Source organism: Alcaligenes sp. YSL9, from assembly GCF_030515105.1.
Classification (GTDB): Bacteria; Pseudomonadota; Gammaproteobacteria; order Burkholderiales; family Burkholderiaceae_B; genus Alcaligenes; species Alcaligenes phenolicus.
This window is the reverse complement of sequence record NZ_JALXJU010000001.1, coordinates 319,417-332,598: the sequence shown is the minus strand read 5'-3', so window position 1 is coordinate 332,598 and position 13,182 is coordinate 319,417. Positions and strand designations below refer to the sequence as shown.

Genomic DNA, 13,182 nt, shown 5'->3' with positions numbered 1-13,182 from the left:
ATTATCTCAAATATCGAGCAATTACTCATGTTTGGAGTGTTTCATGTCTGTACCCAATTCGGCGCAAGCCACCTCGAAGGCGCAGTCGCCACCTGCCGCCCATGTTTTTCTAACGCTACTCCCTATCACGCTGGCCGTGTTCGTCAGTTTTCTAAGTATCGGGCTGCCCCTGCCCGTACTGCCCTTGCATGTACACAATGTGCTGGCGATGAGTACGCTGGTCGTGGGCCTGGTTATCGGTGTTCAATTCGCAGCCGCTTTGCTCTCCCGTGCCTGGGCCGGGAATCTGGCTGATACACAAGGCTCCAAGCACGCCGTCATGCTGGGTTTGATGGTGATGTGCTTGTCCGGCCTGGCCTATCTGGCTTCGTTGAGCTTTGTCAGCACACCAACCCTATCGGTCTGGGTGCTGGTGATTGGCCGTATCTTGCTGGGTTGCGGTGAAAGCCTGATTGTGACGGGTGCCTTGAGCTGGGGCATCGGCCTGGTTGGCCCGCAAAATGCAGGCAAAGTCATGGCCTGGGTGGGTGTGGCCATGTACGGCGCCTACGCCGTCGGCGCCCCTCTGGGTGTTGTGGTGAACCAGGATTACGGTTTTAACGGTATCGCCGTCGCCGTCACGCTGTTGCCTTTGATTTCCCTGGTGATGCTGCTTAAGACCCGCGCCACCGCCCCCACTGCGCTGCGTCGTACCCCTTTCTACCAAGTCCTGGGATTGGTCTGGGGCGCCGGTATGGGCTTGCTGCTATGTAGTGTCGGTTTTGGCAGTCTGACCGCCTTTATCGCCCTGCTCTTTGCTGATCGCAACTGGGGCAATGCTTCGCTGGCATTCACTGCCTTTGGGCTTGCCTTCATTGCTGCGCGCATGTTCTTTGGTCATCTGCCTGACAAGCTGGGCGGGGCACGCGTCGCTTTGCTGTGCGTGCTGGTGGAAGCAGTGGGTCTCTTGCTGATCTGGGGTGCCCACAGCCCTGCGATTGCGTACCTGGGTGCAGCCTTGACCGGATGGGGCTATTCCCTGGCCTTTCCTGGTTTTGGTGTCGAGGCCGTACGCCGCGCACCACCCGAAAGCCGAGGTGTCGCCATGGGCGCCTATGTCGCCTTTCTGGACATTTCTTTGGGCATCACCGGCCCTGCCCTGGGCGCAGTCGCAGGAACCTGGGGGCTGGAAGCGATTTATCTGTTCAGTGCAGGGGTCGTTAGCTTGTCTGTACTGGTGGCGCTGCGTTTGATGCGTCATCCTATAGCCCAGGTTTGAAACCCGTTCCCGCAAAAGCAATTTCATAAAAGCAAAAGGGACTGAGCTTGCCGTTAGGCAGTCTCAGTCCCTTTTTAAACCTTAAACAAAATACCGCAAAGGCAGCTCAAGACAGCCTTATGGGGCTACATACAAAAGGCGGCCCTGTTTTCTGGCTTGTTCCAGCTCCTGCACAACCTGCTGACGCGTCTTATGAACACTGCCCGCAGGCAGGACTGGATATTCATCGTCTGCAAAATCCAGCAAACCGGCTTGTTGGGCCTCTTGCAACTCCTGAACCACCTGAGCGCGCGTTTTAGCCGGGCCTTGTGGAACTTTGGGGTAACCATGCGCAGCGACACTGATCAATCCCTGTTCCCGAGCTTGCTCCAGTTCCTGCGCAACCTGGGCGCGACTTTTGCTGTAGCTCTGGCCCTGCACCTGTGCAGTTCCGTCAGCCGCCCAAGCAGAGTTTGAAGCGATCAAAACCGTGCAAGCCACTGTCCATAAACCTAATTTCATAATGAATCTCCTTGATTAAAAAAACCGCCTCTCCGCCAGGACCTAAACAGGTCGAGCAAAGGGAGGCGCAATGGGATTGGGGGGTGAAGAACGCAGCAGCACGGCCAGACACAAGGCCAGCAAGCTGCACCAAAACACCAGGTTGTAGGCGCTGATCTGTGCAGCGACCTGTGATTCACGAGCCAGAACGCGAGCCAAGGCGGCCACGCCGTCCGAAGCCCGCTCCATAACCAGAGGGTCACCTTCTACAAGATGGCTACTCAGACTGCTGCGGCTGATATCGCCTGCCATGCGCAGCCAGGTAGACACCAGCGTGGCGGCGGCAACGGGCGTAAAGACACGAGCAATGGGGACATACACACCCAAAGCCACTCCATGTTGAGGATTCAGATTGGTCACAAAAGCAGCAATCAACCCGATCAACATGGTGCTCTCGCCCACAGACTGCAAAATCAGGATCGAAACAAACTGCTCCACACGCCAGTCGTGGCTAATATGAGTTCCCAGCCAGGCGGTGAAGGCGATGATGCTTAAACCGAGAATCATCATCAGGCGTGGCTCAAGACGTCGGGCCAGATAGATCGCCAGCGGAGTCGAGGCCAGGTAAGCCCCAAACGCAATCCAGGTGGCAGCACCCGCTTGCAGGGGTTTCAAGTCCCCCATCTGGGTCAGAAAGCTGGGAATCAGCAAAGACGTCGGTGTCATCAGCACGCCGAACAGGCAGGCAATAATCAGGCACACACGGATATTTCGATTGCTCAAAGCCATCAGGCTGGCAAAGGAGTTCTGCCTGCGCATGCCACGTCCTATGGCGGCCACCACAAGCACCACGCCACCGAGCAGAGCAGAAACAACCAGACCGGAATCAGTCCAGCCCAGCCGTTCCGCGGACTCTATCCCGACAAAGGCCAGCACTAAACCCGTACAAAACAAGGCCATCCCGCCCCAATCGGCGTTTTGCAATTGGTCGCGATCTATAGGCGTCAACGGCATGGCTTTCCAAGCCAGAAACGCAATCACTGGCCCCACAAAAGCAGTGGGCCAATACACCCAATGCCAACTGAACTCCTCCAGTAAAAAACCGGACGTGCCATAGCCCGCATCCATGCCGGTTGAAACACGCAAGCTGTACGCTGCCATGACAGCCAGCCAAAGCCGAGGATGCACACTGCGCAAAGCCAGGGACATCGTCAGTGGCAGGTAAATCCCCAGGCAAAGTCCGGCCAGTCCGTGCAGGCTCAACAAGACGGGGTAATGATGGGCAAAGAAAGGGATCAAAAAGGCGGCCAAGCCCAACAGCAGGCTGGGCACCAGCAGTACCCGGGTCGGCCCGATTACGGTTGCCAGCCACGGCGCAATCGGCATGGAGATCAACTGCGCCGCATTCAAGGCCGTTCCCAACCAGGCCGCCTCCAGCACATCCAAGCCAAACTGGCCGCGCAAGTCCGGCAAGGCAGCGGAAAACAGACGCCCTTGCACGGTGGTCAAGACCGCGCCCAGGAAGATCGCCATCACGGTCAGGATGGGGCGTGCGGTTTGCGTATTAGCCATCAGCCTGGAGAACGGCATGGTCAGCCCTCCTGAGCCCGAACGACGGCCAGTTGACGAGTCTGTTTCAAACCCGGCATGTCATAAGCCGCAACGTGGGAACCCGCCGTGTCGATTCTGGCCTGTGCCGACATACCGGGGCGCAGACGCTCCAACTGTGCCTGGCCCGGCTCCAGCTCAATACGCACCGGTATGCGCTGCACCACTTTGGTGAAATTCCCGGAGGCGTTATCGGCAGGCAATAAGGAAGACTCGGCCCCGCTCATGGGTGCAATCTCTACTACGCGCCCCCGCCAACTGCCACCGGGCAAGCCATCCACGGTCAACGCCACCGGCTGCCCAGGCTGCACATGCGCAAGCTGCGTTTCCTTGTAGTTTGCAATGACGTAGGCCTGCTCCAGGGGGACGATGGAAACAATCTGCGTGCCCTGGTTCAACAAGCTGCCTACTTGCACATGACGCTTGTTCAAGACCCCGTCAAAAGGGGCCACAATCCGCGTATAGCCCAAATTGCGACGAGCAGACTCCAAGGCAGCTTCAGCCGATTTCAACTCAGCGGTACGAATCGCACGCTGCCCCTGCAGAACCTTCAGGGAGTTTTTCGCCAGCTCCACTTGCGCGGTAGCGGCCTCCCCTTGGCTGATTGCCTCATCCAGATCGGCCTGGGCGTTTTCATAGCCTTGCCGTGACAAGGCACCTTCCTTGACCAGCCTTGCCTGACGCGAAGGATTATTACGATATTGCCGCACGCGCACCTGCACGGAGCGCAGCTTGGCTTGCGCCTCTTTAATACGCGCCTGTTGCTGTGCAATTTCACCGTCCAGATTGTCCAGATGGGCCTGCGCCTTGGACTGTTCCGCCCGCGCTGCCGCCACGGCCAGCTCGTAATCGGCCGGATCAATCTGCGCAATCAGATCCCCCGCCTTGACCTGCTCATAATCCCCCAAGGGCAAGGCTTTCACGTAGCCCGAAACCTTGGCACTGAGCACCGCAAAGTCGGATTTCACGTAAGCATTCTGAGTGCTCTGTATACGGCGGCTACTGGTCCACTCGTTCCACTGCGTGGTCGCCAGAATCAGCAGCCCAATCATGGCCAGGCAGCCCAGCCAAGGAGCCAGCCGCAGGCCCGGCGCTTTGCGTTCCGTTGAAGTTGTTGAGGTGCTCATAACCGTATCCCTGCTCAATCAAAAATCACAACCTAACACTGTTAGTCTATGAGCGAATGATACACTAACAGCGTTAGGTTGCAAATATCGGAGAGAACATGGCAACAAAAGCGCCCCGTATTCAACGTGAACACATCATCCAGACAGCGCTGGACTTGCTGGACCAGGAGGGGCTGGAAGGCCTGACTTTGCGCAAACTGGCTCAGGCCCTGAATATCCAGGCCCCCTCGCTGTATTGGCATTTCAATGCCAAGCAAGCCTTGATTGATGGCATGGCTGACGCGTTGGTAGAAAACGTGGCGCGACACAGCCCAAGCAACCAAGCCTGGGATGAACAAGTTCGGCATCTGGGTCTGGAGTTCCGGCAGGCCCTGTTGCAAAGACGAGACGGCGCTCGAGTCTTTGCGGGTACCTATGTAGTCACCGACAATGTGCTGCGCACCAGCGAAGCCTTTTTGTCCGCTTTCATGCAGGCAGGCGCAGACAGCCAATTTGCTGCCGAGGCCAGCTTTAGCCTGATTTACTACATTCTGGGTTTTGTCATGGAAGAACAGGCTCTGGGGCCTGGCAGCACATTGGACCTGTCTTTACGCAAACAGGCTTTTTTAGAATTGGCTCAAGAAAAGTACCCCAGCAACTGGCAGGCACGTGAGGCGATTTTTTCCGATGACTTTACGGGCCGTTTTATCACTGGCCTGAACCTGTTGATTGATGGTACAAAGCAGCGCATTCAAAACAAATCATAAACAGACATTCTCAGGACCCGCACATGCACGTTGCTACACAGGAATTCCCCCGTATCTGGATCTCGAACAGCGCCCCATCCAATTGGAAAGCGGAACTGGAAGCCTTGCTGGATCAAGGACAACGCTTTGTCTTGCTGACCCGCGAGCTGCCTGGTGCAGAGGAAGGCACGGACAAGGAGGAATTCTCGCAATGGATCAAGGCCAACCGCAGCCGTCTGAGCGTGTCCTGTGCCGCCAGCCTGGTAGTTGTCAGCAATGCCTTGATGGCCTTTTCCTTGAATGCCTTTGTCGCCCCTTTGAGCGAAAAATTCGGCTTTCCAGTCCGCGTAGTGCATGAGGACGATCTGGACGCGCAAGTTACCGCTTTTCTGGCTGCCAGCCCGGAAGTGGCAGACAGCTAAGCAGTACGAGTTGCAACTTTATAGGCCCTACACTGTCCATTATCTTTTCTGATTTTGGCTGTCACCCGTTTGAGTCTCTCCCCACATCTCCCCACACTGCCGCCTGTACTGGCAGGCCCTATTTTGCGTCGCCTCGATCCCCAGCGCCTGGTGCTATGGCTGGTTGGCAGTTCGGCCTTGACCCTGGACCTGGTCCTGCAAGCAGAGGGTGCCGCTCCCCAGCGTATTTCGCTCAGTAGCGAGCACTGTCGCATCGTACAGTTGGGCAAGCAGGCCTTTATCCACTTTCTGGATGTACCGCTAACTACAGCCCTGCCCCAAGACACGCTTGTTCACTACGATTTGCTCGCCTCAATCGAAGGAGGACCGGAGCAAGGGATTGCTGATTGGGCTCCCCATCTGCTGCACCAGGGTCAAACCTGGCCCAGCTTTGTGCTGGCCAGCCGCGCTGACAATCTGATGTTTGGCTCGTGCCGCAAGCCTCATCACGCCTCGCGCGATGGTTTGGCTCAGGCCGACACAGTCTTGAGCGAGCACATTACCCAGGCCCATGCCCGGCCTGCCTTGCTGATGCTGTCCGGAGATCAGGTTTACGCCGACGATGTGGCCGGTCCCATGCTGGCGGCCATTCATGCCTTGATTGAGCGGCTAGGCTTGTATGGGGAATATCTGGAAGGCGCCGTCGTCTCGGATAGCGAATCGCTTTACCGGCACCCCGCCAGCTACTACCGACGTGCGGATTTGCTGCCTGCCTTCAAATCCAACGAGGATCTGCGCGAGCGCTTTTTTGGTGGTGTGGAAAAACCAATTTTCACCACTGCCAACGCACACAATCACTTGGTCACGCTGGCCGAAGTCATGGCCATGTATTTGCTGGTTTGGTCCCCCATCCCATGGCAAATCATTCCAGAGCCTGAGCCTCCCCAATTGGAGCCCAAGCATCAGCAACGCTGGCAACGCGAGGCACTGGCATTGGAAGGTTTCCGTCAGGACCTGCCCCAAGCAGCACGCCTTCTGGCCCACGTGCAAACCTTGATGATTTTTGACGACCACGACATCACCGATGACTGGAATCTGTCCGCCAAATGGGAAAGCGTCGCCTATGGCCATCCTTTTTCACGGCAGATCGTAGGCAATGCCCTGATCGCCTATATGTTGTGTCAGGGTTGGGGCAACCGGCCCGAGGTGTTTGAGTCGGTGTTGAATACGGTGACCGCCTGGACCAGCCAGACGGATGAACATCAGCGTCTTGAACATGAAGCTCAAGATGCGCTGATCAAGGAACTGCTGGAGTTTCGCCAATGGGACTATGTGCTGCGCACCCAGCCTACCCTGATCGTGCTGGATACACGCACGCGCCGCTGGCATAAACGCCGTTTGCCCAGTCGCCCGTCCGGACTGATGGATTGGGAATCCTTGACCGAGCTTCAACACGAATTGCTGGATGAGCGCGCCGCCATCATTGTGTCGCCCACGCCCATGTTTGGCGTCAAGCTGATCGAAGTCATACAAAGCATCTGCACGTACGCGGGTTTTGCCCTGACGGTGGACGCCGAGAACTGGATGGCCCACAGAGGGGCTGCCAACACCATGCTGAACATCTTCAGGCATTCACGCACGCCCGGAAACTATGTGATTCTGTCCGGCGATGTGCACTACTCCTTTGTCTACGATGTACAGGTGCGCCATAGCGGGCATATTCCACATATCTGGCAAGTGACCAGCAGCGGCATCAAGAACGAATTTCCGGAAGCTTTATTGAACTGGCTGGATCGGCTGAACCGCTGGCTCTACTCGCCGCGATCCCCTCTGAACTGGTTTACGCAACGCCGTGACCTGAGCATCAGCCCGCGTCTGCCGGATCAGCGCAAACAGGGGGAACGGGTATGGAATGGTTCCGGAATCGGCCAGATCTGGCTGGATGAGGAAGGTCGCCCCGCCCGCATCCTGCATCACAATGCCAACAAAAAGCCGCCTACCGAATTTCTGCCTCCGGATCAGAAGAAGAAAGGGGAAGGCGGCTAGCGTCTGGCTACAGCAGGTAGAACTTACTGACCCGCTACAGAGCTGACATAGGTGGCGACAGCATCACGCTCTTCGTCACTCATGGTTTGTGCAAAAGAAGGCATGGCGCCCATGCCTTCTTTCATGACCTTCAGGATCTGTTCCTTGCCTGGCTTGAGTTCATCCAGATCCGGACCAATGGCCCCGGCTGAACCAGCATCAGCCAAGGTATGACAGACCGCACAGGCAATGGGTTTGGCACCTGTCAGAAACAGTTCCTTGCCTTGCTCCTGAGCGTAGGCTTGAGTACTAAAAACAAATACAGATACTGCAGCAACTAGATATTTCTTCATGATTCCCTTCCATAGCCGCCCCGAGCTGACGGGGCGGGTACAACATTCAAGACTTAAACGACCGTGACAGCCAGCATGTGGTCGCGCCAGCTGTTGTTCAGATAGCCACGGTTATTAGGTACGCGCTCTTCAGGCTGTACCGTGCCTGCTTCGCTGGTAGCGCGACTGGCAATCTCATACTTGCCTGGTTTCAAATCCACGCCTGCAACGAACTGACGCCACGCATACTTGCCCAGATCGGGGCCTACAAACGTCGCTTTCACCCAGTTCTTGCCACCATCCACGGACACTTCCACTTCTTTGGCTGCCGACATGCCTCCAAAAGCCAAGCCCTGGATCTGTACCTTGCCGGCCTTGAGTTCTTCGCCAGGCTCACCACTAGGGCTGGTCACCCAGGACTTGACAGGCATTTCCCAAACCGACTCCTGATTGGGGTTGGACTTCTCACCCACAGGCGCCAAACGGTAGCTGTTTTGCTGAATGTTGGCAGCAGACTGCTCTTTGGTAAACGCCAGTTGCTTGATGTACTTGACGTTATTGACCCCGGTGTAACCCGGCACGATCAAGCGCAAGGGGCCGCCGTGAGCCAAGGGGATGGGCTGACCATTGATCTCCCAGGCCAGGATAGCGTCATCAATGGCTTCCAGGGGAATCGAACGCTCTACCATAATGGTGTTCGGGTCCAGCCCTTGAGGAATTTCCTCGCCGCCCTGACCGGTCATGTACTTGGCGCCCTCCTCCATGCCGCCCACAGCCTCCAGCACGGCCTTGATCGGCACGCCGGTAAAGACCACACAGCCAGCGGCACCTACCGTCCACTGAGTACCACTGGGTTTTTCAGGGAAAAAAGCACGACCATTACCCGAACACTGCAGCACCATGGGCACAGCCACCAGACCCAGGCGTTTCAGCTCGGCGACGCTCATGTCTTTCGGGTTCTTCACGCCCTTGATCGACAGCACCCAGGCGTCCGGATCAGCCACGATCTGCTCGGATGGGGGGGCCACGTTATTACGCACGAACAAGCGATCCAGCGGCGTGATCAAACCCGAGCCAAAAGCGCTGCGTTTGGTTTCAATAGTGTTGGCACTGTGCACGATCAAGCTGTCGGCATGTTTCCAGGATGCATAGGCTGGCAAGGCTTTGGCCTGCGTTTTTGCCTTTTCCTGAGCCAGTGCCGCTGACAAAGGAGTCAAGCTTGCTGTACCGGCCAGGGCCATCACCCCGCCCGTCGACAAAAGCATACGCCGGCGTGAGAGATTGCTAGGTTCCATGATCGCCTCCATGTGTGTTTGTTATCTGTAATTAATTTAGGCTTCGATTTTATGGGGGCAGCAGCTTTATAACTAGAATCTATAACCCTTATATATAACGATCATATAGAGCTTTAAAGAAGGAAAACAAAAACAGGAAAGTCGCTTGAAACAAGGGTTTCCCTGCAATCTCTGTGTTTATCCAAAACGTGAAATAAGGTGAGAAATTTTTCCTGGGAGGCATCCGCGTCGAGCACGATGAAGAGTAAAAATGAAGGGCTTGAAATAAAACGGCTGTAAAAACTGCGGCTGTTTGAAAATTTCCATGACATAGGGCAGGCCATAAAAAAGCCCCCGGAGTTTCCGGGGGCATTCAAACTGCGATTGACTGATTCAGTCGTTGCTTCGCTTTTTAGCTAACAGGATCCAGTTTGGCAATGGCCAAGGCCAGAGTCTTGCTGCCGACTTCACGAAACTGAATCAAGGCCTGGGCATCGTCACCCTGACCCGTCAGATTAATAATGGTGCCTTCACCAAAGCGGTTGTGATGCACCCCCTGCCCCACCCGGAAAGTCTGGCCATTCACTTCCAGCACGCTGGTGTGACTGCGACCGCCGTAAGGCTGGGCTGAATAGCTCTTGTCCTTGGACTCCCAGCTTTGACCACGACGGAAGGCCCCCGAACTGGCCTCTGACTGCACGGGTGTACTGGTATAGCGGGCCGACAACCATTTGATGTGTTGCTCCGGCAGCTCTTCCAGAAAGCGCGAACGCATGGCGTAACGCGTCTGGCCATGCAACATGCGGCTTTGCGCCAGAGTGATGTACAAACGCTGACGCGCCCGCGTAATCGCCACGTACATCAAACGACGCTCTTCCTCGATCCCACCGGGGTCGAACAAGCTGTTCTCATGCGGGAACAAGCCCTCTTCCAGACCGGTAATGAAGACGGCATCGAACTCCAGGCCTTTGGCTGCGTGGATCGTCATCAACTGAATGGCGTCCTGGCCAGCCTGGGCCTGATTGTCCCCTGCTTCCAGAGAAGCATGAGTCAGGAAAGAGCCCAAAGGCGACATGGGGGCCAGCACAGAGGCAGCCGGTTGATCCGGGTTCTGCATGGCCTGCTCGGACTCGCCCGCCACTGCTTCGGGGACTCGACCTGCGGGCAGCTCGGCAAAGCCTTCTTCACCCACAAAAACCGTGGCCGCGTTGACCAACTCCTGCAAGTTTTCCAGCCGTTCGGCACCTTCGCGGTCGGCCTGGTAATGGGCCAGCAAGGTACTGTCGTGGACAACGTGCTCAATCAGCTCGGGCAAGGACAGGATCTGCGCCTGGCTGGCCATATCCTGAATCAGGTTCGAGAAACGCATCAGGCTGGCAGCCGCACGTCCTTGCAGGTAAGGAATGGCACGCAGCAAGCTGGTACCACGCTCACGCGCCAGATCAGCCAGCTGCTCCACAGAGCGAGCACCAATCCCACGAGTCGGGAAGTTCACGACGCGCAAGAAAGCGGTGTCATCATCCGCGTTATCCATCAACCGCAAGTAAGCCAGTACGTGCTTGATTTCCTGACGCTCGAAAAAGCGGTGGCCGCCATACACTTTGTAGGGCAAGCCTTGGGAAAACAGTCTGTGCTCGATCACTCGGGACTGGGCGTTGCTGCGATACAGGATGGCAATTTCACGGCGTGGCTTGCCTTCGGCGATCAGGGCGCGGACTTCGTCCACAATCCACTGCGCTTCCAGGGCATCCGAGGCCAGTTCGCTGATGCGTACCAGCTCGCCTTCGCCACTATCGGTCCATAAATTCTTGCCCAGACGGCCGCTATTGTTCTCGATCAGCGCGTTGGCCGAATCCAGAATATGGCCGCAGGAACGGTAGTTCTGCTCCAGGCGTATCACATTGCCACGGGCATAGTCGCGCTCGAAGTCGGCCATATTGCCCACGTTCGCGCCACGGAATGCGTAGATGGACTGGTCATCGTCGCCCACGGCAAACATGCAGGCCTGATCGCCGGCCAAAAGACGCAACCAGCGATACTGCAGCACGTTGGTGTCCTGGAACTCGTCGACCAGAATGTGTTTGAAACGGCGCTGATAATGCTCGCGAATCGGGGCATTGCGGGACAACAGCTCGTAGGCACGCAGCAGCAGCTCGCCAAAGTCCACTACTCCTTCACGTTCGCACTGCTCTTGATAAAGCTGATAAAGCTCGATCAGGCGGCGGCGGTGAGGGTCGTGCGCTTCCAGGTCGCCAGGACGTTGGCCATCTTCTTTACAGGCGTTGATGAACTTCTGAATTTCCTTGGGCGGAAATTTCTCGTCATCCACATTATTGGCCTTGACCATACGCTTGATGGAGGCCAACTGATCTGCCGTATCCAGAATCTGGAAAGTCTGCACCAGACCGGCATCACGGTAATGCATGCGCAGCAGGCGATTGCACAGGCCGTGAAAGGTCCCGACCCACATTCCGCGGGTATCGATAGGCAATAAAGAAGTAAGCCGCGTCAGCATTTCGCGCGCGGCTTTATTGGTGAAGGTAACAGCAGCAAGGCCATGTGGGCTGACCTGCCCGGTCTGGATTAACCAGGCCATTCGGGAGGTCAGTACACTGGTTTTTCCGCTACCCGCTCCGGCCAGCACCAGGGCATGGCCAGAGGGTAAAGTAACGGCGGCTCGCTGTTCCGGGTTTAAGCGATCCATCATGCCGCGTAGCGGCGCAGACGCAAGGCGAACTGCTCAAGACTTTCAATACCACTTTGCTGAGCGCGCTGGCACCAGGTGCGCAGGTCGGACAGCAACTGCTCGCTGGAGGCGCTGGAGCTTTCCCAGATACCGGCCAGTTCACGCTGCATGCGAACCAGGATGGACAGGCGGGAATCGCCAGCCGCCACGGTTTCCAGTTCAGCGCGCTGCTCGGGAGCCAGAACGTCGTCGCCACGACCGATCCAGTCGTTGCAGCTTTCCAGCAGGGACCAGGAGCAATTCGGGTTGTCCTTGTTCACTTGTGGCTTCAGACGAGCGATTTCTTCCGAAGCGGTGGTTTTGATGATGTCCGCATAGCGGGCCAGAATTTCGTAGCGGTGAGTAATCACGCCCTGCAAGGTTGCCAGGCTAATGCCTTCCAGCGGAGCATTCGAAGGCACGCTAGGCTCCAGACGCAGCTTGGGAGCGACCTTCTTGACCTTGGCCAGACCCAGTGCCTTGAACACCGAGATGTAGCACCAGCCCAAGTCAAATTCGTACCATTTGCTGGAGAACTTGGCGGACGTACCGTAAGCGTGGTGGTTGTTGTGCAGCTCTTCACCACCAATGATGATGCCCCAAGGGAACACGTTGGTGCTGGTATCAGGGCTGGCAAAGTTGCGGTAACCGATAGCGTGACCCAGACCGTTCACCACACCGGCTGCCCAGAAAGGAATCCAGGCCATCTGGATAGCCCAGACAGTCAGACCCAGCAGACCGAACAGGAACAGATCAATACCCAGCATGATGGTAATACCCAACATGCTGTATTTGCTGTACAGGTTGCGCTCGAGCCAGTCATCGGGCGTGCCGTGACCGAAACGCTTCAAGGTTTCAGGGTTGGTGGCTTCCTGACGGTACAGTTCTGCACCACGGAAGAACACCTGGCCCAGACCAAAGACCACAGGGGAATGGGGATCGCCTTCACGTTCGCATTTGGCGTGGTGCTTGCGGTGAATCGCAACCCATTCTTTTGTGACCATACCGGTGGTCATCCAGAGCCAGAAACGGAAGAAATGCATCAGCGCAGGGTGCAGGTCCAGCCCGCGGTGCGCCTGACTGCGGTGGAGAAATACGGTAACTGACACAATAGTGACATGAGTCACCGCCAGAATGACGAGAGTGAGCTGCCACCAAGACAGTTGCAGCCATCCGTCAGCAAGAAAAGAAAGAAACGATTGCATAGACCCTTTTAGACCTGATCTT

At 56.6% G+C, this 13,182-nt stretch carries 11 protein-coding genes; 4 read left to right on the top strand and 7 right to left on the bottom strand.

The genetic code is table 11. The features are described from left to right. The first annotated feature begins 43 nt into the window (after positions 1–43). Entirely contained in the window at positions 44–1,258 is a 1,215-nt protein-coding gene (locus M2Q46_RS01535) for an arabinose transporter (RefSeq protein WP_302356457.1), read from the top strand. Between the two features lie 117 nt (positions 1,259–1,375). Here the strand turns inward: M2Q46_RS01535 and M2Q46_RS01530 are convergent, their stop codons facing one another. Genes M2Q46_RS01530 through M2Q46_RS01520 form a run of 3 tightly spaced genes read right to left on the bottom strand, consistent with a single transcriptional unit; the run spans position 1,376 to position 4,473 of the window. After that, positions 1,376–1,759 (bottom strand): DUF4148 domain-containing protein, encoded by a 384-nt coding sequence (locus M2Q46_RS01530; RefSeq protein ID WP_302356456.1) that lies wholly within the window; start codon positions 1,757–1,759, stop codon positions 1,376–1,378. A 42-nt stretch (positions 1,760–1,801) separates the two neighbouring features. After that, entirely contained in the window at positions 1,802–3,328 is a 1,527-nt protein-coding gene (locus M2Q46_RS01525) for an MFS transporter (protein ID WP_137430895.1), read from the bottom strand. A gap of 2 nt (positions 3,329–3,330) precedes the next feature. Continuing rightward, complete coding sequence (locus tag M2Q46_RS01520; RefSeq protein ID WP_302356453.1) at positions 3,331–4,473, bottom strand: HlyD family secretion protein; 1,143 nt, start codon at positions 4,471–4,473, stop codon at positions 3,331–3,333. Positions 4,474–4,571: 98 nt separating this feature from the next. Between M2Q46_RS01520 and M2Q46_RS01515 the strand changes: the two genes are divergently transcribed. From M2Q46_RS01515 to M2Q46_RS01505, 3 genes are all read left to right on the top strand, one after another. Continuing rightward, the gene (locus tag M2Q46_RS01515) at positions 4,572–5,219 is read left to right on the top strand and encodes a TetR/AcrR family transcriptional regulator C-terminal domain-containing protein (protein ID WP_009455727.1); all 648 of its coding nucleotides are present in this window, start codon (positions 4,572–4,574) and stop codon (positions 5,217–5,219) included. Positions 5,220–5,242: 23 nt separating this feature from the next. Then, a complete protein-coding gene (locus M2Q46_RS01510) occupies positions 5,243–5,620 on the top strand; it encodes a hypothetical protein (protein WP_083053752.1) in 378 nt (125 codons plus the stop codon). Between the two features lie 123 nt (positions 5,621–5,743). Further along, positions 5,744–7,645 carry an alkaline phosphatase D family protein gene (locus tag M2Q46_RS01505; RefSeq protein ID WP_302356449.1) on the top strand — a complete coding sequence of 634 codons (1,902 nt, stop codon included), beginning with the start codon at positions 5,744–5,746 and terminating at the stop codon, positions 7,643–7,645. 23 nt (positions 7,646–7,668) lie between these two features. Here M2Q46_RS01505 and M2Q46_RS01500 read toward each other — a convergent pair whose 3' ends face one another. The 4 genes from M2Q46_RS01500 to M2Q46_RS01485 form a co-directional block, all read right to left on the bottom strand. After that, positions 7,669–7,977 (bottom strand): cytochrome c, encoded by a 309-nt coding sequence (locus M2Q46_RS01500; protein WP_052159170.1) that lies wholly within the window; start codon positions 7,975–7,977, stop codon positions 7,669–7,671. A gap of 53 nt (positions 7,978–8,030) precedes the next feature. Continuing rightward, positions 8,031–9,251 (bottom strand): sulfite oxidase, encoded by a 1,221-nt coding sequence (locus M2Q46_RS01495; RefSeq protein ID WP_170978564.1) that lies wholly within the window; start codon positions 9,249–9,251, stop codon positions 8,031–8,033. A gap of 391 nt (positions 9,252–9,642) precedes the next feature. Further along, entirely contained in the window at positions 9,643–11,937 is a 2,295-nt protein-coding gene (locus tag M2Q46_RS01490; protein WP_060185991.1) for a UvrD-helicase domain-containing protein, read from the bottom strand. After that, on the bottom strand, positions 11,934–13,160 hold the full coding sequence (locus M2Q46_RS01485) for a fatty acid desaturase (protein WP_026482877.1): 1,227 nt from the start codon (positions 13,158–13,160) through the stop codon (positions 11,934–11,936). The genes M2Q46_RS01490 and M2Q46_RS01485 overlap by 4 nt, the downstream gene beginning before the upstream one ends. Positions 13,161–13,182: the final 22 nt, after the last annotated feature.